A 22,922-nucleotide genomic window follows, 5' to 3' on the forward strand; every position below is an offset into this window, starting at 1 on the left:
GGCGCAGTTCTTGCGGCGGCGGGAAGGGAATCTTCACCCCTGTCTGTCATGGGACAGGGCTAGGACATCTCTGCGGGCTGGACTGTTTCATCCATGAGTATCGACTGGCACATCATGCGCGGCGCGGCCGACGGGACCGACCTCTTCTGCGCTGAACACACATTCCAGACCTTGCCGCTTTTCAGCGATAGCGCCCTTGAGGCGCTGCTCGATGCCTATCCCCGCGAGCGTCTCGGCATCTGGACATTTGGAGCTTATGGTGAGGGCGAAGACCTGCCCGTCCGGGGCACCGCAAACGGACTCACGGGGGCCGAAATCATGCAGGCGGTGCGCGGCGGGCGTATATGGCTGAATTTGCGCGCCACCAATGATCTCGTTCGCGACTATGCGGGCGTGGCAGACGATATCTTTGACAGTCTCCAGGCGCGGATGGGCCATCGCGCCATCAAGCGGGACATGAGTGTGCTCATTTCTTCGCCCGGGATCCATGTTCACTATCATCTCGATATTCCACTGGTGGCCCTGTTGCAGATCAGGGGCACCAAGACCCTCCACCTCTATCCGGCAACGGATCGCTTTGCGCCCACAGAGCGGCTGGAAGCCATCGCGCTTGGCGAAGGCGATGAGAGCCTCTTCTTCGACCCATCGTTTGAGGAGGCCGCACAGAAGGTCGAACTTTCGCCTGGCAGCGGCCTCTCCTGGCCGCAGAATGCTCCTCACAGGGTCCAGAATGGCGACATGGTCAATGTCTCGCTCTCCTGCGAATTCATGACCTGGCCGGCCCTCTTCCGGGCAAATGCGCTTTATGCCAATGCCCGGCTGCGCCGGTCTATTGGCGCGCGGCCTGGACGTCCCGGTGAGCCGGGAGTGGCGACGTTTGGCAAGGTCGTTCTCGCGCGGGCCATGAAGAAGCTGGAGCGCAGGAAGCCCGGACCAGCGGGTACGCCGGCAGGGTTCGTTCTCGACCTCTCATCTCCCGGCTGCACGCGCCCGATCGACAGATCGGCGCAGCAATGATCCCCGTCTGATCGAAGGTCAGCAGTTTCCTGAATTTCCCTGATTTCCCTTGCCCTGCCCCATTGCATACGCGGCCAAACCGGCCACTATGGACAAAATCAAATCTGGCTGAGGGGCTGACATGAAGTTTGCCATTCGTCTGGCAGCAACGCTGTCCGTCGCCGCGCTGCTTTCCGCGTGCGGCACTAATGAGACCGACACAAAGGACAAGAAGGCCGGGTCCGGCGAGGCGGAAGAAGCCGCCTTCGACCGAGATCCTTATCCGTCCACCTATAAGGCCTATCCCTCGGATGCCGTGCTTCTTCGGGATGCGACGGTCTATGACGGACTTGGCAATGTCTACGAGAATTACGATGTCCTGCTTCAGGACGGGAATATCGCCAATATGGGCGAGGACCTTGAAGCCGGTGACGATACCGAAGTCGTCGATGCCTCCGGCAAGTTCGTGACGCCCGGCATCATCGACAATCACTCTCACCTTGGCGTCTATCCTTCTCCAAGCGTGAGCGGGCTGCAGGACGGTAATGAGATTTCGGCCCCCGTCACGGCTGAGGTCTGGGCAGAACACGGGATCTGGCCGCAGGATCCGGGCTTTACCCGGGCCTTGGCTGGCGGCGTCACCTCGCTGCAGATCCTGCCCGGCTCCGCCAACCTCTTTGGCGGGCGCGGCGTCACACTGAAAAACGTGCTCTCGCGCACGGTGCAGGGGATGAAGTTTCCGGAGGCCCCATACACGCTGAAGATGGCATGTGGCGAAAACCCCAAGCGGGTCTACGGCTATGGCGGCGGACGGTTTCCGGGCGGCGCCCCCTATTCGCGGATGGGGAACGTCGCTGGCTATCGCGGGTCGTGGATCGAGGCGCAGGCCTATGACCAGAAATGGGATAGCTGGGAAGAGGAAGGCGGCGACATGCCGACCCGCAACCTCGAACTGGACACACTGCGCGGCGTTCTCGACGGCGACATCCTCGTTCACATGCATTGCTACCGCGCCGACGAGATGGCTCAGGTCATCGATATGTCCAAGGAGTTCGGCTACAAGGTCACCTCCTTCCACCATGCCGTGGAGAGCTACAAGATTGCCGACAAGCTCGCCGAGGAAGGCATCTGCTCGTCGATGTGGGCCGACTGGTGGGGCTTCAAGATGGAAGCCTATGACGGCATCCGGGAGAATATCCCGATGGTCCATAAGGCGGGCGCCTGCGCGATTGTTCATTCCGACAGCGATATCGGCATCCAGCGGCTGAACCAGGAAGCCGCCAAGGCGCTGGCTGACGGCCGGCGCGCCGGAATCGATATCTCCGATGCCGAAGCCTGGACGTGGCTCTCGGCCAATCCGGCAAAATCGCTGGGCATCTTTGACCAGACCGGCTCGCTCGAAACCGGCAAGGATGCCGATGTGGTGCTCTGGACGGGCAACCCGTTCTCCACCTACTCGAATGCAGAACGCGTCTATATCGATGGCGCCCTCATGTTCGACCTTGAGCGCCCGGACTACACGCCGGTAACCGATTTCGAACTTGGCCAGCCGGGTGAAGGAGACGTGAAATGATCCGCAAGCTAACCGCACTCGCCGCCTCGACCTCCCTGCTCGCGCTTTCTGCCGCGGCGCAGAACCTCGTGATCCAGAACGCAAACCTGTTTGACGGCGAAACCGTCCGCGAAAACGCGACTCTCGTCATCCGCGACGGCTCTGTTGTCGCGTGGGAGGATGGCGACACCCTGCCCAGCGGACTGGAAACCATAGATGCTGAAGGTGCCTGGGTGACGCCCGGGATTTTCTCGGCCTTCTCCCAGACAGGCATCGTTGAAGTCGACGCCGAGGACACAACGAATGACACCTCGGCTCCACAGTCCGGCTTCAGCGCAGCTCTGGACATGAGTGACGGCTTCAATCCGGCCGCCACCGCAATCGACGTGACCCGAATTGAGGGGGTCACACGTATTGCTGTCGCTCCAAGCCTTGGGTCCTCCCTGTTTGGCGGTCAGGGCTTCATCGCCTCCACGACCGGGGAGCCGGGTTCAGTGACCCAGAAGCGCGCTTTCACGTTCATAAACCTTGGCGAAGGCGGTGCAGGTCTCGCAGGCGGTTCGCGTCCTGCGGCCTGGGCGACGCTGCGGGCAGCCTTTGGTGATGCACGCGCCTATCCGGCCCGCTATCTTGCTCACAGCGAAGGTGACGCGCTCGGGCGGATGGATGCGGAAGCCTTTGCGCGCGCCGCACAAGGCAATCAGCTCATCATGATCGCTGTCAGCCGTGAGAGCGACATTCGCGAGATCATCGATCTCAAGAAAACAATGACAAATCTTCAAATCGTCATCGTCGGCGCTCAGGAAGGCTGGCTGGCCGCAGAGGCTCTGGCCGAGGCGGATATTCCCGTCATCATCGACCCCTATAACAACCTTCCCGGCAGCTTTGAGCAGCTTGGCGCAACGCAGGAAAACGCCGCCCGCCTTATCGAGGCAGGCGTGCAGACAGCCTTCGCCTATTTCGATGACAACAGCCATCAGGCGCGCCTTATCCTGCAGAGTGCCGGCAATGCGGTGGGCAGCGGGGTCGACCACACCGATGCGCTGCAGGCCATTACATCCGTTCCAGCCGACATCTTCGGTGTCGATGGCGCGGGACGCCTGACCACAGGCAGCATTGGAGATGTTGTCATCTGGGACGGCGATCCGCTCGAAGTCATGAGCGCGCCGGTCCGGGTGTTCATCGATGGGGAAGAACAGCCGCTTGATAGCCGCCAGACCAAGCTGCGCGACCGTTATCTCAACCTGGATGAAAACGAGAGACCGTTTGCCTATCGGCGCTGATCAGCGTTTGGCGACATTCTCGATCTTTTCGAGCGGCTCAATCGTCTGCACATAGCCGGCCTCTGCCGGGATGTGCAGACATGGATTGCCGTTCTCATCCTTGCCGACCACTGGCAGCACCGTCACCACCTTGCCCTCCCTGAAGCGGCTGATGGCCGTTGGCACGCTCTCGGCCTCAGCCAGCTTGCCGAGGTTCATCTTGGTTGGAAAGATGATGGTCGCTTCGCCGGCCGCTTCCATGTCGAGCGCCAGCTGGGGTGACAACCACACCGCATCGGTCGTCTCGCGGCCATCATGTGTTGCCAGCTGCTGCGGCGGGGTCGGCGCGAGGTAGAAATGGGTGTCGAAACGCTTCGGCATCATGTCCGGTGTGATCCAGTGGCCGAAATGGACCAGCGTATCGAGCGCGAGGACGAGATTGTTTTCCTCGATCAGCTCGACAAAACTCTTCTCCCGGCGGTCCACCGCTTCACGCAGCGGCGCAATCCTGTCCGCCACATCGACACCCACCAGCGGCGCGCCCTCGCCGCGCTCACCGGCGTGCCGTGCCAGTATGATCCCGGACTCCTCAAAGGCCTCCCGCAGGGCCGCGACGCGTGCTGTCCGGGCCTTGCCTTCATAATTGCCGTCGCTGAGCCCATCCCAGGCATCCGAGGCATCTTCTTCATTCGTCTTGCCGCCCGGAAAGACGAGCGCGCCCGCCGCGAAGTCGATCTGGTAGTGACGCTTCACCATCAGGACCTGAAGGTCGGGCGCGTCGCGCAGGAGGAGGACGGTGGCAGATAGTCTGGGCGCGGCGGCAGTCATAACGGGTCCTCCATCAAATCCGGCAAATTTGCAGGAAATCCACCCGTTCCGATCCGCGTGATCTCAACGAGCGTCTGTCATTGTTATCGTTCAAACAATCACAGACAGGGGTGCTCTATGCAACAGGTTCGGACACGGTCGTCGCGTCAACCCTCCATCGTTCCAGGCGCAGATGAACTGAGGCTCTCGCCCGTCATTCACCTGACCACTGGGGACATTGTGAACCTTGTGGCTGAAACCCAGTTCGCCTTCGATGACCGCGTTTCTTTCGGCGCTGGCGGCCAGCTTGTCAGCCGGATCAGCCCGGCGCTCTGGCTCGCGCACCAGGTAGAGGCCGTGGCGCGGCTGGCCTATGACCAGCCTTGCGCAACCGCGCGCCCGATCATCATCGAAGCGCCCATCGTCGCGCTCATGCATCCAGACACCCCAATAGCCTGCGAGGCCGCCGCGGCGCGCAGCCGGATCTGTCCACAGGAGATCTGCATTGAGGTTGATGACGCTTCACTGGCGCAGTCGAAAGCCGACGTCCTGAAAAGCATCGAGTCGCTGCGCCGGCGCGGCTTCCGCGTTGGCGTGAACGCCACGCGCTCCTGGTGCACGCCGCTGGATACGCGTCTTCGTCTGTTGCTGGATTCGGTACGCGTGGACGCCCGGAAGGTCTGGGTTGAGGCTGATCTTCTGAACCGCATCGAAGCGGCAAGCGCCTGCGGCATGGCCGTGATTGCAGAGCACGCCCGCTACCGTGACGGCGAAAAGCTGGCCGGTGTCGGCATTGAGCTCGGCCGCGCGCCGAAGGTCGACGCCTAGATCGCGCGCCTTGCGGCCTCTTCAGAAGGCGCGGCATCCATGGCCTTGGCCTGCTCTGAATAGAAGTCCAGCTTTTCCAGAAGATAGTCCAGGTCGCCCTTCGGGATAGCCTGGAACTGGGTCAGCACGCGCTCAATCATGCGCATGCGGAACCGCGCCTTGTCGTTCGGGCCGCCATCGACTTCGGTCTCGTGGAAGACGTTCACCGCCGCCTTGAATGCCGGGAGTAGCTTGCGCGGCAGGCCTGCCCTGTCAAAGATCGCCGCCAGCCCCCGAGGCCCCGCATCGTGGATCATAAGCCACGCCTTGCCATGCGTGACGCCTGCAAGCTCTGCCATGGCGTGCTCGACAAACTTCATCTGCCCGAGACAGAGCGCGCGCATGATGAGTGAGTTCGTCAGCCGGCCATTGAGGTCCAGCTGATGAACGAAATACCCCATGTCCTGGCTGCGGTCGGCCTGCTCCACCAGATCGACAGTCGCGCGCTCGCGCGCACCAGCAGCCAGATCAATTGCAAGCTGCGCCGGCAGCTCATGCCGGTTGACCAGCATGTCGAAGGCCTGCCCCGAAACCAGCGAGACCAGCTTTTCGGCAATGTGGACCGGGATATGCTCGCGCGCGATCAGTGCGGTCTTGACGCCTTCATCATCCCCGAACCGGTCGATGGAGCGATCATACGCCTTGTTGGTCCAGCTCGCGCCCCGGTTTCTCGCCAGGGCGGCGACCGCCTCGGCAACCCCTTCGCCCGCAATGGCTTCACAGAGCTCCCCATCGATCCGTTCACGTGACGCGATGGCGATCTGTTTGGCGCCGGCGACGGCGCGCACCAGCTCAATCAGGTCCTGATCCGTCAGCGAAGGCGAGTATTGCAGCACCGGCAGCGCCACAGTCTCAACGTCCCGGGCGAGCTTCAGGGCGACATCGCGTGGCAGGCGCGGTGAATTGCGCAGCGCGACAGAAAGCGTCTTGCGGACCAGTTCGGCGGCATCTTCAGCGAGGATCGCAATGATCTCCTCGGCGTGGTGCCGCTCGGTCTCATTCAGCGGGTCAGTCGCGATGCGCCGGCAAAGCTTGTGCGCAATCCCGGCCCGCTCATCCGGCGTCTCCCCTTTCATGAGCCGCTCAATGTCCTGTTCGGACAGTTGCGGTCGCATGCTAGAAATGCCCATAGGTAAAGCCTTCCCTCAGCCGAGGAATCAATTTGCTGACACTTCTATTGTGCCGGTTAATGTCCGGTTTACCAATGGGTCGGGCAGCAGACCCGAGAAAAACCTGGGAGAAAACATGCTCGAAGGAATTCGCGTCATTGAATACGCCACCTATATGGCCGCCCCTGGCGCCGGTAGCATCCTGAGCGACTGGGGCGCCGAAGTTATCAAGGTCGAGCCGCCCGGCGGTGACCCGATCCGTAAGTTCTTCGCCACCATCGGCACCGACATTCAGGACAATCCGGTCTTCGACTTCGACAATCGCGGCAAGAAATCCATTGCGCTCGACACGACGACCGAGGAGGGCCGCAAGATCCTGCGCGAACTGGCCGAAAGCGCGGATGTCTTCCTGACCAATGTCCGCCCTGGCGGCCTCGCGCGCTCTGGCCTCGACTATGAGGGTTTGAAATCGGTCAATCCGAAACTCGTCTATTGCAGCCTCACCGGCTATGGCCTCGAGGGGCCGGATGCGGACAAGCCCGGCTTCGACGTCGCCAGCTTCTGGGCACGCTCCGGCGTGGCGCATTCGACCATTCCTAAAGGCGGCGAGCCCTTCCCCTGCCGCACGGCCTTTGGGGATCACACGACAAGTATTGCCGCCGCCGCAGGTATCTGCGCAGCCCTGGTCGAGGCGGGCAAGACGGGTAAGGGCCGCCTGGTCGAAGCGTCTCTTCTGCGCACCGCGCTCTTCACACTGGGCTCCGATTTCGCGATCCAGCTCTTTTTCGGCCGGCTCGGCTCAACCAAGCAGCGGCATGAGCAGACCGTGCCGATAATGAATTTCTTCCGCACCAGCGACGACCACTGGCTGTGCATCGTGGCACGCCAGGGCAATTCCGACTGGGCGCCGATCTGCCGCGTTATCGGACGCGAGGACCTGATAGAGGATGAGCGGTTTGCCTCGCCAAAGGCCCGCAGAAAGAACAGCGTCGACTGCGTTGATATTCTGGATGAAGGCTTTGGCCGGATGACCAAGGAGGAAGCGGCAAAACGACTCGACGAACACTCCATCGCCTGGGCGCCGGTCCAGACGCTGGCAGAGGCAGCAAAGGACCCGCAGGTGAAAGCCGCAGGCGGCATTGTCGACCTGCCCTCTTCGGCAGACGACGGGTCGACCTTTCAGTCACCCGCCTCGCCAGTGCGCTTTCCGGGCGCCGATGACGGGCCCAAGGGGCCGTCTCCGAAGTTTGGCCAGCACAGCCGCGAGGTGCTTGCTGCGCTGGGACGCAGCGAGGCAGAGATCGCTCAATTGCTTGAGTCGGGCGCCGTTTCGGATGGGGCAAAGCCCGCAAAATAGGTGCGGATTTCGGCGCCGCGTTCTTTTTCAAGGGCGATACAAAGCTCGATACTCTCGCGCGCTTCGGCCAGCGCCCGCTCATAGCCGGGCGCAAGGTCCCCATGCGTCTCAAAAAGGGCTTCAAGCTCATCAATTGCCGCAGGCGAGCAGAGATCTGATGCCAGACGCGGCGTCGAGCGCGGGCGCTGACCGGGAATGCGGGTCACGAATTCAGGATAGTTGGACTGGAGCCAGCGCCAGGCTGCAGCCTGCGTCGGCTTCTGTCGCATCTGGCCCGCCATGATCGTATAGGTTTCCCGGGTGCCGAGCTTGCCGGACATGGTAAGATCGAGGATGATGGGTAGCAGCTCCGGATCCCGGTTCTGACCGATGGCATAGGCGACAGCCTGCTCATAGGTCGGGTCATCAATGTCTGAAAGCGACGCAAGCATGGCATTGAGGAAAGGCTCGCCGCCTTCCTGAAAGCCGATGGCCAGTGCTGTGGCGAAATCATCGCTGGTCAGAGGGCGCACGTCGCCTTCTACGGGACGACCGACATAAGCATTTGCGGCACGCGCAAAGTCCTCTCTCAGCGTCTGGTCATTCCCGGTACGCGCCAGAAAACCTTCAAGCCTTGAGGTGATGATGCGATCACGATCACGACCTGACCCTGCAGCCGCTGCAAGCCGTGGGCGGAACACACGCGAAACCTCACTTTCGAATCCCGCCCGCGCGGCCTCTTCGTCTGCGACCGCCTGATAGAGCCCTGCATAGGTGCGTACTGCCTCCTCAATCACCTGGCGTTCCTCATGCCGCGTTCCGGCATTTGTAATGGCCATCAGCAGAGGCAGGGAAAGCTGGCCTGCCTCAAAGCTGGCCCGGGCACTGTCTATGGCGACCATGGCCTCACCCGGTTCAAGCGAGGCAAAATTGACGGCCAGCAACGCCCATTGCGCCTCCGGCATGGTGAAACGCCAATAACCGGCCCCGCCCGCATTCGGCATCACCCAGTCCGGACAGGAGTCCAGTGCCTCAAGCGGCAGCGTCAATTCCGGCTCGCTCATCATGGTGCAGACCCGCTCGCGGCGCTCCCCGCTGGCCGCGATCATGCAGAAGGGAACCGTCCAGCGGCGGCTTTCCTCAATCGGGCTGCCAAGCGGCTGATAGCGGCTCTGGGAAAGAGTGACCTCGGGCGTGCGCCCTTCACGGCATTGCAGCCCGGCATCGATCACCGGCAGCCCGGACTGTTCGACAAAGCTGCGAAAAGCGGTGGTGAGGTCCGGCTCGCCGGTCTCCTCGGCAATCACCTCAAAGAATTGCGGGCTGTCGGCAACGGAATCCTCAAACCGTTCGATGTAACGGCCCAGTGCGGGGCGGAACGTCTCCGCGCCGAAATAGGAATCGACCATCGCAATGACGGCAAGACCCTTGTCATAGGTGATGGAGTCATAGGCGTTGCGGATGTCCTCATTCATCGTGATCGGCTCACGCACCGCCCGTGCACTGGCAAGACTATCCAGCGCCATGGCGCTGATACTGTCGGCCACCGCATCAAGCTCATATCCGCCCTCGGGCTCCATATCAGCCAGGACGATCCCGGTGGCCCAGCTTGCGAAACCCTCCTTCAGCCAGAGATCGTCCCACCAGGGCGGTGTGACGAGGTCGCCGAACCACATATGTGCAAGCTCGTGGCTGTGAATATTGAGAAGGGACCGGCGCGCCGCGGGGCCGCTATTGGCCCCATAGAGAATACGGCTCTCACGATAGGTGATGGCAGCGGCCAGCTCCGTTGCACCGCTCGGCCACTGTGGCGCCGCGATGATATCAAGCTTCTCATAGGGGTAAGGCACGCCAAGTTGGCGTTCGAAAAAGCTCACCATTGGCTCTGTCATCATGAGGGCGTAGGAAATCTCGCTCCCCTTGCCTTGCCGCGTATAGCCGGTCAGCGGCACAGGCGTGGCACGCACCTCATTCGGCGACAGCGCCGGCCCTTCGACTTCATCGAATGGTCCGACGCCAAGCGACAGGAGATAGGTCGGCAGTGGCCGTGTGGTCTCGAAGACGACACGGGTAAGCCCCTCTTCCTCAAGCGTTTCGACGCGCTCGACAGGCGTGTTCGAAATGGCCATGGCGTCTTCTGGAACGGTCAGCGTTATATCGAACGGCGCCTTGAAGCGCGGTTCGTCAAAGCCTGGCATGAACCGGCGCGCCTGGATGCTTTCGGACTTGGCCAGCGCATAGGCGTTGCCCTGCTCCTCCACCTTGAAGAGACCGGCCAGATTCGCGTCAAAGGGGGCGGTATAGCGGATTGAAACTTCAGCACTTCCCGAGCTGACGCGACGGGGAAAATTGATCCATGCCACGCCGGAATTCAGCACATCCCGCCACGTCGCAGACTCGTCCTCCAGAAGCTCGCTGGTCACGCGGACATCCCGGATTTCCAGTCCCTGACCATGAAGCCAGACTCCGTCCGCAGGCTTGTCAAATTCCAGGTCTATCGTGACCGTTCCGCCAAACCTCTCTTTGCGCGGATCTATGGTCAGGTCCATCTCATAGGCCGTCGGACGCACACCGCCGGGCAAGGGCCCGCGCGGTGCGGCTTCATAAAGCTCAGCCAGGCCCGGCTCCTTCTTGCGCGGTGTCGGGCCGCAAGAAGCCAGGGCAAAGGCGAGAGCGAGAGAAAGGACGAAACAGCGGAACATGAAGACCCCTTAATCTTGTCCTTATGGCATAGGGTCGACGGGCACCGCAGGTAACCCCCTAAAACTCCCCTCCACTGTGATCGATGCACGCCAGTTGAGCATGCGCGCATGGTGCGGAGGCTGAATCGCGCCTATAAGGGCGCCATGAAAATCGCGACCTGGAATGTCAACTCGATCAAGGCCCGTATGGCGACGGTGCTTGATGTGCTGAAGGCCATCGATGCGGATGTCGTCTGCCTTCAGGAGATCAAGTGTGAAACCGACAGTTTCCCGTATATGGAGATCGAGGAACTCGGCTATAATTGCGCTGTGCACGGGCAGAAGAGCTATAATGGCGTCGCCCTGCTGTCGCGCTATCCACTTGAGGACATCGTCACCGGCCTTCCCGGCAATGAGGATGACGATCAGGCCCGTTATGTCGAAGCACTTGTCCTCGCGGACCGGCCCGTCCGTGTTGGCGGTCTCTACCTGCCGAATGGCAATCCGGCGCCCGGCCCCAAATACGACTACAAACTCGGCTGGATGAAGCATCTGAAAGCGCATGCGGCGCAGCAGCTCAAGCTGGAGGAACCCTTCCTTCTGGCCGGCGACTATAACGTCATCCCGCGCGACGAGGATTGCTGGGATATCGCTGTCTGGCGTGATGACGCCCTTGCCCTTCAGACCACGCGCGCCGCATTCCGCGAGCTCAAATGGCTCGGCCTGACAGAGGCCTATGAAGCCGCCGATGGCCGCGCACATGAATACAGCTTCTGGGACTATCAGGGCAGCGCCTGGAAGAAGGGCCACGGCATCAGAATCGATCATCTCCTGCTCTCGCCGCAGGTGGCGGACCGTCTGGAAGGTGTCGAAATCTACAAAAAGGCACGCGAAATGGACAAACCGTCCGACCACGTGCCGGTGATTGCGACCCTGGCAGACTAGCTGGCGCTAGCCTTCATTGGCGCAATTGGTGTTGTAGGCTGAAACACGGGCATTTGTACGCTCAGCCTTTGTTTGCAGCTCTGTATCGAGCGCACGTAGTTGCGCTTTCAGCTCGTCATAGTCCGCCTTCGCGGTATCGGCGCGGGCCGCATGATCTGAACTGAAATTGCGCACAGTCTGCGCGTCCTCCCAGGTCTCACCGGCGGTTTCGACCTTCTCCAACAGCGCGGCCCGATCCGCCTTGAGGTCCAGGGCGGCAGTCTGCGCCTTGCGGATAGCTGCCGCCTGTTCGGCACAGCTTTCAGATGCAAAGGCGGCAGGTGTCGAAGCGATCAGGCCAAAAGCGATTGCGGCCGCGGGCAGGAAATGTGTCATCTTGAGCATCCTTCTGAGGCTATCAGGACCAGCCTGAAGCCTCAGTGAACGAGATGACCATTCCATGGCCGCAATCTGCAGCTTTTACGGCGATCTAGAGATCGGCGTAGACGTGGCGCTCTGCCTTGAAGCCTTCATGCGTGACCGCCCCCTCATGGGCCGGGCCGACCAGTTTGGAGAATTTGGCAAGCGCACCGGAGGCATAGCGCGTTTCGCGCGGCGACCAGGTCTTCTTGCGCTCGGCAAGCTCTGCCTCGCTGACCTCAAGGTCGATCGTACCCTTTTCGGCATCGATCGAAATCATGTCGCCATCCTTGATCAGGCCGATGGGGCCGCCTTCCTGGGCTTCCGGGCCGACATGGCCGATACAGAATCCGCGCGTCGCACCGGAGAAACGCCCATCGGTGATAAGCGCCACCTTGTCGCCCATGCCCTGCCCATAAATGGCTGCCGTGGTCGACAGCATCTCGCGCATGCCGGGGCCGCCTTTGGGCCCTTCATAGCGGATGATCAGGACATCGCCTTCATTGTAGTCCTTGTTCTCGACTGCCTTGAAGCAGGCATCCTCGCCATCAAAGACGCGGGCAGGGCCGCGGAACTGGAGCGACTGAAGGCCTGCGACCTTCACAATACCCCCGTCCGGGGCGAGTGAGCCCCAGAGGCCGACGACGCCGCCCGTCCTGGTGATCGGCTTGCTGGCCGGTGAGATGACTTTCTGGTTCGGGTCCCAGGTCACCTCTTCAAGGTTCTCCGCCCATGTCTTGCCCGTGACGGTGATACAGTCGCCATGGATAAGACCTTCTTCCAGAAGGGTTTTCATGAGCATCGGCACACCGCCGGCTTCGCCGAAATCCTTGGCGACATATTCACCGCCGGGCTTCAGGGACGCGATGTAAGGCGTTTTTTCGAAGATCCGGGCGACGTCCTTCAGCTGGAAGTCGACCCCGCACTCATTCGCCATGGCGGGCAGGTGAAGCGCCGCATTGGTGGAGCCGCCAGTGGCCGCGACGACGACGGCGGCGTTCTCAAAGGCTTCACGCGTGCAGATATCCCGCGGGCGCAGATTGGTCTCAACAAGACGCATGACAGCCTCGCCCGAGGCGACCGCATACTCATCGCGGTTTGTATATGGCGCTGGCAGGGCCGAGGACAGCGGCAGCGCGAGGCCGATGGCCTCTGACACGCAAGCCATTGTATTTGCGGTAAATTGCCCGCCGCAGGCCCCGTCACCCGGACAGGCAAGCTTTTCCAGCGCGTGCAGCTTTTCCTCGGTCATATCATTATTGCCGGCTGCATGGGCGCCGACTGCTTCGAACACGTCGAGAACGGTCACATCCTTGCCTTCGAACCGTCCCGGAAGGATGGAGCCGCCATAGAGGAAAACCGACGGCACGTTGAGGCGCAGCATGGCCATCATCATGCCCGGCAAAGACTTGTCGCAACCGGCCACGCCAACAAGCGCATCATAGCCGTGGCCGCGCATGGTGAGTTCGACGGAATCTGCAATGACTTCGCGCGAAACGAGCGAGGAGCGCATGCCTTCATGGCCCATGGCGATGCCGTCTGTGACGGTGATGGTGCAGAACTCACGCGGGGTGCCGTCGCCAGCCTTTACGCCTTCAGAGACGGCGTGAGCCTGGCGCATGAGGGTGGTATTGCAGGGCGCCGCTTCATTCCAGCAGGAGGCGACGCCGACAAAAGGCTTCTGAATATCCTTTGTCGACAGGCCCATAGCGTAATAATAGCTGCGGTGCGGGGCGCGGGACGGGCCTTCAGTGACGTGGCGCGACGGCAGGCGGGATTTGTCCCAGGTCTTGCTCATTTCGGCGGCTCCTCGAGCTAGTGATCTTCGCCGATGTGAATAGAAGCCAGAGTCGCCCGGCGCTAGTGGGGTGCGGCGAATTTCCGCTGGAAAGTCTGCGAAAAATTCTGCCCTTTGGGCCTCAAAATACGGTGTATGGACGGTGCATGGACGGTGTTTCTGACGGTGCACGGGCGGTGTTTGGCAAAATTATTCCAATTTCAGCCGCATCAGGAATTCGAGGTCGCGATGATTCCCGACCGGGAAATCGAACTCTCCGACCTTCTCGAAACCGAACCGCTCATAAAGCGCGCGCGCCCGGTCATTCTCCGAAAAGACACTGAGATAGAGTTCGGGCGCCTGCGAAATCTTCGCCCAGTCGATGGCCTCTTCGATGAAGTGCGAGCCAAGCCCCCTGCCCTGCAGCGGCTGATCGACATAGACGCGCATCAGTTCAACCGACCCTTCGGCAGCCTCTTTAGCCGGCAGCTCCAGCGGTGAGCAGACGAGATAGGCCGACAGCGTTTCGTCGGGGAGCGCGGCGACCCGGACGAGGAAGTCCGGGCTCTCAATCATGTCGGCATAGACTGCCTGAGTATGCGCTTCATCAAGATAGGCGTGGAGGTCGGCCTTTGAGTAGATATGGCCGAACTTGCCGATGAAGGTGCGCCGGCCGAGCTCCGCCAGGGCTGCGGCGTCGCCCAATACAGCTGCGCGGATCGTAATGCCGGTCAGGTCAGAGGCCATCTGAGACCACTATTCCTCAGGTCCGAAAATCGCGGTTTCCAGACCGCCATCGGCGTCCATCATGCCGCGATACATGCCTTTGGAGTTGAAGACATAGGCGTACTGGCCCTCACCGCCCATGACGATGACGCCGCCATCGCCGCCAAGGTCTGCGACCTGGCCGAGGGCGTTGTCGGCGGCGGTTTCGATGTCTTCGCCCGCAAGCTCAACACGCGAACAGATCGTTTTCGCGACACCGACGCGGATAAAGTACTCACCGTGACCGGTCGCTGAGACCGCGCACACCCCGTTCTCCGCATAGGTCGCCGCGCCGATCAGGGGCGCGTCACCGATACGTCCGTGCATCTTTGCCGTCATGCCGCCTGTCGTCGTTGCGGCGGCGAGGTTGCCGTTCTGGTCGATGGCGACAGCGCCCACCGTGCCATGGCGGTCTGCATCCGTGCGCTCGCGCGTCTCCAGCACACGTTCCAGCGCTTCGCGGCGCCGCTCGGTGGTGAAGTAGGAGTTCTCAACCAGCTCAAGGCCCACCGATTCAGCGAAGCTGTCAGCGCCCTCGCCCGCGAACATGACGTGTTCGGACTGGTCCATCACGGCGCGGGCCGCAAGGATCGGGTTCTTCACGCGCGTCACACCGGCGACCGAGCCGGCATCGCGGTTGCTGCCTTCCATGATGGAGGCGTCGAGTTCGTGGATGCCTTCTGCCGTCATGACCGCGCCATAGCCTGCATTGAAGAGCGGATCGTCTTCCATGGTGAGGACGGCGGCCTGCACCGCGTCGAGCGAGGAGCCGCCATCAGAAAGGATATCGGCCCCGGCCTGAAGCGAGGTTTCAAGAGCCGCCCTGTAAGCGGCCTCCTGCTCATCGGAGAGGTCTTCGCGCAGGATGACCCCTGCCCCGCCATGAATGACGATACGCCAGTCAGGCGCTTGGGCTGTCGCCATGTCGGCCTCCGTCTCGTCTCCAGCGTCGGTGGTCTCAATAGCTGACTCTGCGCCTTCATTCGTCGCGGCGCCAAGCTCCGACTGTTCAGGGGCTTCGGGCGCGCAGGCAGCGAGCGCCACGATAGCGAATAGTCCGGCATAGAGGGGCTTCATGATCTTACCTTCCCGTGTCAGCTGAGCGCAGCCAATTGTTCACGTGCCGAGCGCAGCTTGGCAAGGGTGGCCGTCCATTCGGTGATCCGTTCGCGGTTCTCCTCGACGATCTCCGGCGGGGCCTTGGCGACGAAGTTCTCATTCGAGAGTTTCTTTTCAGTCCCCTCAATGTCCTTGCCGAGCTTTGCCATCTCCTTGTCGAGACGGGCGACCTCATCCGACAGGGTGATGAATTCCTGCACTTCGAGCGCGATGGTCTCTTCGCCGGACGCAATTGTAACTGCGCCGGACGGCTTCTCGGCCGCGATATCAAAGCTGGAGAGGCGGGCGAGCTGCCTGATCGGCGTCTCGTTTTCCTTTGCCCAGCCTTTCACCTTGTCAGACGCGCCGATCAGCGAGGCAGGCACTTGCGCGCCGGCCGGCACATTGAGGACAGACCGAGTCGAGCGGATTTCGGAAACCGTATCCAGCACCCATTGAAGCTCTGCTTCGGCTTCATCGTCGGACCAGGCGTCGGCAAAGGCGGGCCAGTCCTGCACCATGAGGAAGTCCGGACGCTTGCGGCCCTCCTGTTCTGTCTGTGCCCAAAGCGCTTCAGTCACGAAAGGCGTGAAGGGGTGAAGCAGCTTCAGCGTCTGGTCGATGACCCAGCCGCAGGCCTTGCGGGTTTCGGCTTTTGCCGCTTCATCCTCACCATTCATGACCGGCTTGATCAGCTCGATATACCAGTCGCAGAGCACGTTCCAGATGAACTGGTAGAGCGCCTCGGCCGCTTCATTGAACTTGTAGGCTTCGAGCGCACGCGTGACAGCGGCAGCTGCCTTGCCAAGTTCGGCCGCGATCCAGCGATTGAGCGGGAGCTTGAGGTCGCCGGGTTTGAGGTCATGGCCGAACTCGCAACTGTTCATTTCCGCAAAGCGGGCGGCATTCCAGAGCTTGGTGGTGAAGTTGCGATAGCCTTCAACGGCCTGCGGGGAGAGGCGGATATTACGCCCCTGCGCGGCCTGACGGGCGAAGGTGAAGCGCAGGGCATCGGCGCCATACTGATCGACCAGTTCCAGCGGGTCCATGGCATTGCCCTTGGACTTGGACATCTTCTGGCCCTTCTCATCCAGCACGAGGGCGTGGATGTAGACGTCATGAAAGGGCACTTCGCCGTCCATGAAGTGAAGGCCCATCATCATCATCCGGGCGACCCAGAAGAAGATGATGTCATGCGCTGTGACCAGCACGCTGGTCGGATAATATTGTTTCAGGGCTTCGGTGTTCTCTGGCCAGCCTTGCGTCGAGAACGGCCAGAGGGCGGAGGAGAACCATGTGTCGAGGACGTCAGGATCTTGAAACAGCTTAACATATAGTTCTTGATCACCGCCCAGTCTTCCGTATTCCATTGCAGGAATATCTCGATCGTCGAAAGAGACCTGAACATCATCCCCATAGTACTCTTTCGCCTGAGCCAGAGCTTCAGCTCTAGATAAAGCGCAGAATATTTTTGGCCCCCGGATATTACTCATCAGCTTTGAAACGCCGCCCGACATGGCGCCTTCAATTTTATGAGTTTCTTCTAGCACGGACTTCTGCGGCCCATACCAAACTGGCACTTGGTGCCCCCACCAGAGCTGGCGGGAGATGCACCAGGGCTGGATGTTGTCCATCCAGTTATAATAGGTCTTGGTCCAGTTCTCAGGCACGAATTTGGTCTTGCCGGACCGCACCGCCTCGATCGCCGGTTTCGCCAGCTCTTCGGCCTTCACGAACCATTGGTCGGTGAGCATCGGCTCAATCACCACGCCGGAGCGGTCCCCGAAGGGCTGGGTGATCAGCTTGTCCTCAACCTCGATCATCAGGCCATCGGCATCGATGTCAGCGACCACCTGCTTGCGCGCCTCATAGCGGTCGAGCCCACGATACTTGTTCGGCACCAGATTGAGCGCGTCCACGTCGGCAGCAGTCGCCTGTTTTCCCGACGCGATTTGTTGAGCTTCCATCGCGCTCTCTTCGTAGCTCGGACCCTCAGTGCGCATCCGAGCTTCCATATCCATCAGCCGGTACATCGGGATATTGTTGCGCTGGGCGACGCCATAATCGTTTTCGTCATGCGCGCCGGTGATCTTCACCGCGCCAGAGCCAAAGTCAGGATCCGGGTAATCGTCGGTAATGATCGGGATCAGACGGCGATGCTCTTTCGGGCCGACCGGGATCTCGCACAGCTTGCCGACAATCGGGGCGTAACGCTCATCGTCCGGGTGCACGGCCACGGCGCCGTCGCCGAGCATGGTTTCCGGCCGTGTCGTGGCGATGGAGATATAGTCGCGCTCTTCCTCCAGCGTGACATTCCCGTCCTCGTCCTTTTCGACATAGGTGTAGGTCTCCCCGCCCGCGAGCGGGTATTTGAAATGCCACATATGGCCTTTCACATCCCGGCTCTCGACTTCGAGGTCGGAGATGGCCGTCTGGAAGTGCGGATCCCAGTTCACCAGCCGCTTGTCGCGGTAGATGAGACCTTCATTGTAGAGGTCGACAAAGACCTTGCGGACCGCTTCCTGCATCTGGTCGTCGGGGTTGTCCCGGTCGCCCATGGTGAAGCGCTCATTCTCCCAGTCGCAGGAGGCGCCGAGGCGTTTCAGCTGCTGGATGATCTGTCCGCCGGACTGTTCCTTCCACTGCCAGACGCGGTCGATGAAGGCCTCGCGGCCCAGGCTGGCGCGGCTCTCGTTTCCGTCCTGGGCAAGCTGGCGCTCAACCACCATCTGCGTGGCGATACCGGCATGGTCCGTGCCCGGCTGCCAGCGGACATTCTTGCCGCGCATACGCTCAAACCGGACAAGGATATCCTGAAGCGTGTTGTTGAGGGCGTGGCCCATATGCAGGACGCCGGTGACGTTTGGCGGCGGGATGACGACCGAATAGGCCTGCGCACTCGTATCGCCGGAGGGGCGGAAGCATCCCGCCTCTTCCCAGCGCTCATAGATGCGCCCTTCGGCGCTCTGCGGATCGAAGCGTTGGTCAAGCATTTGGTCGGTCCATCATTGTCGGTCAGAAACTACAAAAGAAAAGGCGCGCCGTTTCGGGCGCGCCTCGTCTCTATATCAGGGTGTGAACGAGGGTCTAGCGCGCCATGCGGGCGATACGCTGTACTTCTTCCTCGACCTTGCGCTCAACGATGGCCGGGAGGTTGGCATCGAGCCATTCCTTGATCATCGGGCGTAGAAGCTCGCGCATGAGACCATCGAGCGTGTTGGGGTTGGCTTCTTCCTCGCTGCTGGAGCGTTTGACCATCAGCTTGCCAAGCGCGGTGGCGGCGGCGCCGGCGATACGCTCATCGGTCAGGGCCTCGCCGCCCTGAGAAGCGGAAGACGTGTAGGACTCGGTCATCTGAGGCTCCGGCTCTGGGGCTGCCATGTCGGCGATAGCGGGTTCGGTTTCAGGCTCCACATCGACCGGCGGGGCCTGATCGATATCCGGAGCGAAGCTGGTCTCCTGCGCGGCCGGTTCCCAGCTCGTTTCGGGCTCAGGCTGCGGCGCGACGCCGGCGAACGGGTCATTGCCTGCATCCTGCTCCGTCATGAAGTCAGGCTCGGGCTCGCTGTCCATATAGGACGGCTGGTCCATGTCCGGGTCCGCTTCGGTCTGCGGAGCTGCGAGCTCTTCCGGTGTCCAGGTCGCCCCCGGCGAATCGGCGGCGCGGCGCACGGCAGGCGATTCGGCAACCGGCGTGTCGTCTTCCTCGGCCAGGCCGAAGTCGAAATCTTCCAGATCATCGTCACTGTCGTCGAAGGCGTGGGGCTGATTATCGTAGGACTGCGGTGTCTGCGGCGCGAACTCTCCGGATTGATCTGCTTCGCTGCCACGGTCGCCAAGATCGTCGAACATGTCATCATCGACATCGGCCAGCATGTTGCCGGAGGTGTCGGCGTCTTCCATCAGGTCGAAGTCCGATTCGCCGGCATCATGGCGCTGTTCGGTATGGCTCTGTTCACCCGAAAGATACCGCTCTGACGTGTTATCGAAGGCGTCATCTTCCTCGGTCTCCGACATCACATCGTCGAGGGAAAGATCGTCAAAATCATCGTCACCGGCGACATTCACGTCTACCGAACCGGAACTCTGGCTTTCCGAGCGGGCGGCGGGACGCGAGGTCTCGCCATCATCGGCGATGATCTTGCGGATGGAGGCAAGGATTTCCTCCATTGTTGGTTCGGATTGCGCTTTGTCCGCCATTTTCAGCTCCCGCAGAAAAGAATGTATGCCTCAATCCGGCTACACCGCGCCAGTTAATATGATGTTATGCCGGATTCGCGGCGCGATACACCCGTGGGCCTTGTATTAACCAAGGCTGAGGCCGAGACGCGCCGGCGTCAACTGGCCCATTGCGGCGAGCAGGGTGTGGGCGGCGACATAGCGGTCGCGCTCCGCCGTCACCTGCGAGAGGCGCGCTTCGAGGAGCTCCTGCTCCTGGTCCAGCACATCGAGCGTGGTGCGCACACCGACGCTGAGCTCTTCCTGCGCGCCTTCATAGGCCAGCTCTGCGGCCTCGACCTGGCGGCCGGAAGCCTCGACGGCGCGGTCGGCGGCCAGGAAACCATACCAGGCGCGCGCGACGCTGGTGCGCACCACACGCTCACTGAGGGCGATACGGCTGGCGGCCTGCTGGCGCGAGAGCTGGGCTTCGCGCACGAGCGAGGTGTTGAGACCGCCCGTGAAGAGCGGGAAACTGGCCTGGGCGCCAGCGAGCATGCTGGAATCGGTAAAGCCTTCGGTGTGGTATTCCTCAACGCCGGCCTGCGCGATGAGAGAGACTTCAGGCTTCAGCGCGCCGCGGGCGACCTCGACCGACCGGCGGGCGGCCTGTTCGGCAAACCGGGCCGCTGTAATGTCCGGATTGGCATCAAGGGCGACGGCGAGCGCGGCCTCAAAACTCTCGGGCAGCTCCGGGACGGGCGGGAGCGGCGCGAGCAGGTCGGCCGCTTCCAGTCCGGTGAGCAGCGCATACTGGGCGAGCGCGGCTTCAAGGTCTGCCTCTGCCGAGGCGAGCGCGGCGCGCCCCCCTTCGAGGCGGGCGCGGGCCAGCGAAACGTCTGTACGGGTGGTGTCGCCCACCTCGAACCGGTCGGAGGCGGCGGTGAACTGGCCCTCAAGCAGGCGGATACTGTTCTCACGGATGGAGATGACCTCACGCGCCCGCAGGATGTCGACATAGGCGATGAGCGTGTCGAGCAGGATGGACTGGCCGGCCGAGTTGAGCTGGGCGCCCGCCGCAAGCGCTCCGGCTTCGGCCTGCTGGACGCCTGCGGTGATGCGCCCGCCTGTATAGACGGGAAGGCGCGCCTCGATCTGGGCGGAGGCAACAGGCCGGTCACCCAGATTGAAGGCGAAGGGGCGGTTGGAATCGACCGATTCGTAGACATAGCTGCCGAACAGGCTGACCGTGGGTTTGCGCTGGGCGCGGGCCTGCTCGATCCGCTCGCCGGCAATGGCCGCCGAATCGCGCTCGGCCTCGAGGGCGGGATTGTTCAGCCAGGCCGCCGACAGCGCATCCTGCAGCGTTTCACCTTGCGCCGGCAGTGCTATCAGCACCACCCCCACTGCCAGCAGTGTTGAGGCATATCTCGTTCGACGCATCGCCCTGCCCTCCCTCGGCAGGCATGACCTTACACGGCTTCAGGAAGAAAGTGAACACTGTTCACTTTGCGAATGGTGTATGCTCGTTATCCGCGTTCCTGATCATATCTCTCAACGTCTGAAGTACCAGTGGAAACTGGTCGAACCCATCCCTCGCCAGGAAGTGACCGCCTGTTTCGGCAGGCAGGAAATCTGCGTCGATGTCTTCGGCGAGCGCCTGGCTCTGGCGATGAGGGACGATTGGATCATCCTTCGCAGAGATGACAGCCCGCCTGCTGGCGATCTGCCTGATCCGGCCGGCATCGAAAGGCGCGTCCATATAGGCGTCGAGGGCCGGAATGGCTGGCAGCCTGCCGGGGAAGCCCGACACCAGCAGCAAGCCGCCAAGCTCGCTGTCGTCATCCAGGCCGGAGAGGTAGCGAAGCACCGTAATCGAGCCGAGGCTGTGGGCGACGATATAGGTTTTACGGTCGGGCGTGCCGATCTCGTCTGCCAGGGCCTTTTCCCATTCAGCGGGGTCGGGATCATCCGATTGTGGCAAGGTCAGGCGGACGGCCTCGCCGCCACCGGCTTCTATCCGGGTCTCGAGCCACTCGAACCAGTGGTCGTCCGGACCCGCCATGTATCCGTGGACGATATAGGTCTTCGTGCCGGCAAAGGACTTCGTTGCCTTGGGCGGCGCGAGGCAGGCCGCCACAAGCAGACCAGCAAAGAGTATGCCCGCGAAGAGGTAGGCTGATGGTTTCACCATGACCGGTCCTTTCTTTCCCATGAGGGTCAGAAGGTCGGGGATGGATGACGGGGCCGCAATGGCGGCCCACTAAACCCAGTGATTAGAAAACGAAGCTTTTGGGCTTTTCGAAACCGGGGAGACGGGGCGGGCAGCAATCGAAGACTTCGCGATAGGAGACGGTCTCACCAGCCTTGGTCCAGACACGGGCACGGCCAAGGTCACGGCCATGCGGGACAGCGGCGCCAAGACGGCCACCTTCTGCCAGCTGGGTGAACCAGGTCTCCGGCGCCTCTTCGATCAGGCCGCAGACGAGGATGATGTCGAACGGCGCCTGGTCGGCTAGGCCTTCGCGAAGGTCGCCCTGAACAGCGACCGCGCGGTCGAGGCCGAGCGTGCCGAAGCGGGCGGTAAGCTCATCAACCAGCTCATCGCTCTCTTCCAGGGCGATGACGGTTTCACAGAGACGCGAGAGAATGGCGGTCTCATAGCCGGCCCCTGCCCCGATGACGAGCGCGATGTCGGAAGGCTCCGGCTCCAGCGACTTGATCATCTTGCCGATGTCGCGGGGCGTCCAGAGCGCGCGCCCTTCGCTGGTCTCGATCTCGTATTCGGCATAGGCGATGGATTGCTCGCTCTTGGGCACGAACGCTTCGCGCGGCGTATGCAGGAAGGCCGATACGATTTCCGGGTCGGTCACATCATTCGGGCGGATCTGGGAATCCACCATAATCCGGCGCATCTTTGCGAAATCCATGGGCGCTTACCTTTCAGGCAATCCATTCTGAGGTATTCGTGTCGCCATATCTTAGCGCACGAGAGTGTGCAACGGCGCGCCATGTGCGAAACGCCGCATTCCTCCGTTGCAAGCAGCTGGAACCGCTGCTATCTGACGCTCCTCTCTTGGCACGGCCCTGTGGCGGAGTGGTGACGCAGCGGATTGCAAATCCGTGTACCCCGGTTCGATTCCGGGCGGGGCCTCCAGATACTTCCCACT

The 22,922-nt window shown here is 61.7% G+C and carries 18 protein-coding genes and 1 tRNA gene; 7 read left to right on the forward strand and 12 right to left on the reverse strand.

Annotated features, from left to right (window positions below; translation table 11 throughout):
- Positions 1–93: 93 nt before the first annotated feature.
- From ABNU55_RS08240 to ABNU55_RS08250, 3 genes are all read left to right on the forward strand, one after another.
- A complete protein-coding gene (locus ABNU55_RS08240) occupies positions 94–1,017 on the forward strand; it encodes a hypothetical protein (protein WP_290748942.1) in 924 nt (307 codons plus the stop codon).
- 121 nt (positions 1,018–1,138) lie between these two features.
- Positions 1,139–2,569 carry an amidohydrolase gene (locus ABNU55_RS08245; protein ID WP_290748940.1) on the forward strand — a complete coding sequence of 477 codons (1,431 nt, stop codon included), beginning with the start codon at positions 1,139–1,141 and terminating at the stop codon, positions 2,567–2,569.
- The gene (locus ABNU55_RS08250) at positions 2,566–3,831 is read left to right on the forward strand and encodes an amidohydrolase family protein (protein ID WP_290748938.1); all 1,266 of its coding nucleotides are present in this window, start codon (positions 2,566–2,568) and stop codon (positions 3,829–3,831) included. Before ABNU55_RS08245 ends, ABNU55_RS08250 begins: the two co-directional genes overlap by 4 nt.
- Here the strand turns inward: ABNU55_RS08250 and ABNU55_RS08255 are convergent, their stop codons facing one another.
- A complete protein-coding gene (locus ABNU55_RS08255) occupies positions 3,832–4,638 on the reverse strand; it encodes an NUDIX hydrolase (RefSeq protein WP_348764299.1) in 807 nt (268 codons plus the stop codon). It lies immediately after the preceding gene.
- Between the two features lie 117 nt (positions 4,639–4,755).
- Here ABNU55_RS08255 and ABNU55_RS08260 point away from each other — a divergent pair, with 117 nt between their 5' ends.
- Complete coding sequence (locus ABNU55_RS08260; protein ID WP_290750705.1) at positions 4,756–5,445, forward strand: hypothetical protein; 690 nt, start codon at positions 4,756–4,758, stop codon at positions 5,443–5,445.
- Here ABNU55_RS08260 and ABNU55_RS08265 read toward each other — a convergent pair.
- Positions 5,442–6,599, reverse strand: coding sequence for a DUF2336 domain-containing protein (locus ABNU55_RS08265; RefSeq protein ID WP_290750702.1), 1,158 nt, complete (start codon positions 6,597–6,599; stop codon positions 5,442–5,444). The genes ABNU55_RS08260 and ABNU55_RS08265 overlap by 4 nt on opposite strands.
- Before the next feature lie 130 nt (positions 6,600–6,729).
- Between ABNU55_RS08265 and ABNU55_RS08270 the strand changes: the two genes are divergently transcribed.
- Positions 6,730–7,950, forward strand: coding sequence for a CaiB/BaiF CoA-transferase family protein (locus ABNU55_RS08270; protein ID WP_290750699.1), 1,221 nt, complete (start codon positions 6,730–6,732; stop codon positions 7,948–7,950).
- Here the strand turns inward: ABNU55_RS08270 and ABNU55_RS08275 are convergent.
- On the reverse strand, positions 7,899–10,631 hold the full coding sequence (locus ABNU55_RS08275) for a M1 family metallopeptidase (protein ID WP_290750695.1): 2,733 nt from the start codon (positions 10,629–10,631) through the stop codon (positions 7,899–7,901). The genes ABNU55_RS08270 and ABNU55_RS08275 overlap by 52 nt on opposite strands.
- A 108-nt stretch (positions 10,632–10,739) precedes the next feature.
- Between ABNU55_RS08275 and xth the strand changes: the two genes are divergently transcribed.
- Positions 10,740–11,555, forward strand: a complete 816-nt coding sequence (gene xth, locus ABNU55_RS08280; RefSeq protein ID WP_290750692.1) for an exodeoxyribonuclease III — start codon at positions 10,740–10,742, stop codon at positions 11,553–11,555.
- A 6-nt stretch (positions 11,556–11,561) separates the two neighbouring features.
- Here the strand turns inward: xth and ABNU55_RS08285 are convergent, their stop codons facing one another.
- From ABNU55_RS08285 to ABNU55_RS08325, 9 genes are all read right to left on the reverse strand, one after another.
- Positions 11,562–11,930: a hypothetical protein gene (locus ABNU55_RS08285; RefSeq protein ID WP_290750689.1), complete on the reverse strand. Its 369-nt coding sequence runs from the start codon at positions 11,928–11,930 to the stop codon at positions 11,562–11,564.
- Between the two features lie 94 nt (positions 11,931–12,024).
- Positions 12,025–13,752, reverse strand: a complete 1,728-nt coding sequence (ilvD, locus tag ABNU55_RS08290) for a dihydroxy-acid dehydratase (protein ID WP_290750685.1) — start codon at positions 13,750–13,752, stop codon at positions 12,025–12,027.
- 189 nt (positions 13,753–13,941) lie between these two features.
- Complete coding sequence (locus ABNU55_RS08295; protein ID WP_290750682.1) at positions 13,942–14,478, reverse strand: GNAT family N-acetyltransferase; 537 nt, start codon at positions 14,476–14,478, stop codon at positions 13,942–13,944.
- A 9-nt stretch (positions 14,479–14,487) separates the two neighbouring features.
- A complete protein-coding gene (locus ABNU55_RS08300; protein ID WP_290750679.1) occupies positions 14,488–15,573 on the reverse strand; it encodes an isoaspartyl peptidase/L-asparaginase in 1,086 nt (361 codons plus the stop codon).
- A 17-nt stretch (positions 15,574–15,590) separates the two neighbouring features.
- Positions 15,591–18,587, reverse strand: coding sequence for a valine--tRNA ligase (locus ABNU55_RS08305; protein WP_290750677.1), 2,997 nt, complete (start codon positions 18,585–18,587; stop codon positions 15,591–15,593).
- 94 nt (positions 18,588–18,681) lie between these two features.
- Positions 18,682–19,794 carry a DUF2497 domain-containing protein gene (locus ABNU55_RS08310; RefSeq protein ID WP_290750674.1) on the reverse strand — a complete coding sequence of 371 codons (1,113 nt, stop codon included), beginning with the start codon at positions 19,792–19,794 and terminating at the stop codon, positions 18,682–18,684.
- 105 nt (positions 19,795–19,899) lie between these two features.
- Complete coding sequence (locus ABNU55_RS08315; RefSeq protein ID WP_290750671.1) at positions 19,900–21,195, reverse strand: TolC family outer membrane protein; 1,296 nt, start codon at positions 21,193–21,195, stop codon at positions 19,900–19,902.
- Positions 21,196–21,256: 61 nt separating this feature from the next.
- Positions 21,257–21,946 (reverse strand): alpha/beta hydrolase, encoded by a 690-nt coding sequence (locus ABNU55_RS08320; protein WP_290750668.1) that lies wholly within the window; start codon positions 21,944–21,946, stop codon positions 21,257–21,259.
- A gap of 82 nt (positions 21,947–22,028) precedes the next feature.
- Positions 22,029–22,682, reverse strand: a complete 654-nt coding sequence (locus ABNU55_RS08325) for a protein-L-isoaspartate O-methyltransferase (protein WP_290750666.1) — start codon at positions 22,680–22,682, stop codon at positions 22,029–22,031.
- A 153-nt stretch (positions 22,683–22,835) separates the two neighbouring features.
- Between ABNU55_RS08325 and ABNU55_RS08330 the strand changes: the two genes are divergently transcribed.
- Positions 22,836–22,909, forward strand: a tRNA-Cys gene (locus tag ABNU55_RS08330).
- The last annotated feature ends 13 nt before the right edge of the window (positions 22,910–22,922 follow it).

Origin of the sequence: uncultured Henriciella sp. (assembly GCF_964005855.1) — a bacterium.
Lineage (GTDB): Bacteria > Pseudomonadota > Alphaproteobacteria > Caulobacterales > Hyphomonadaceae > Henriciella.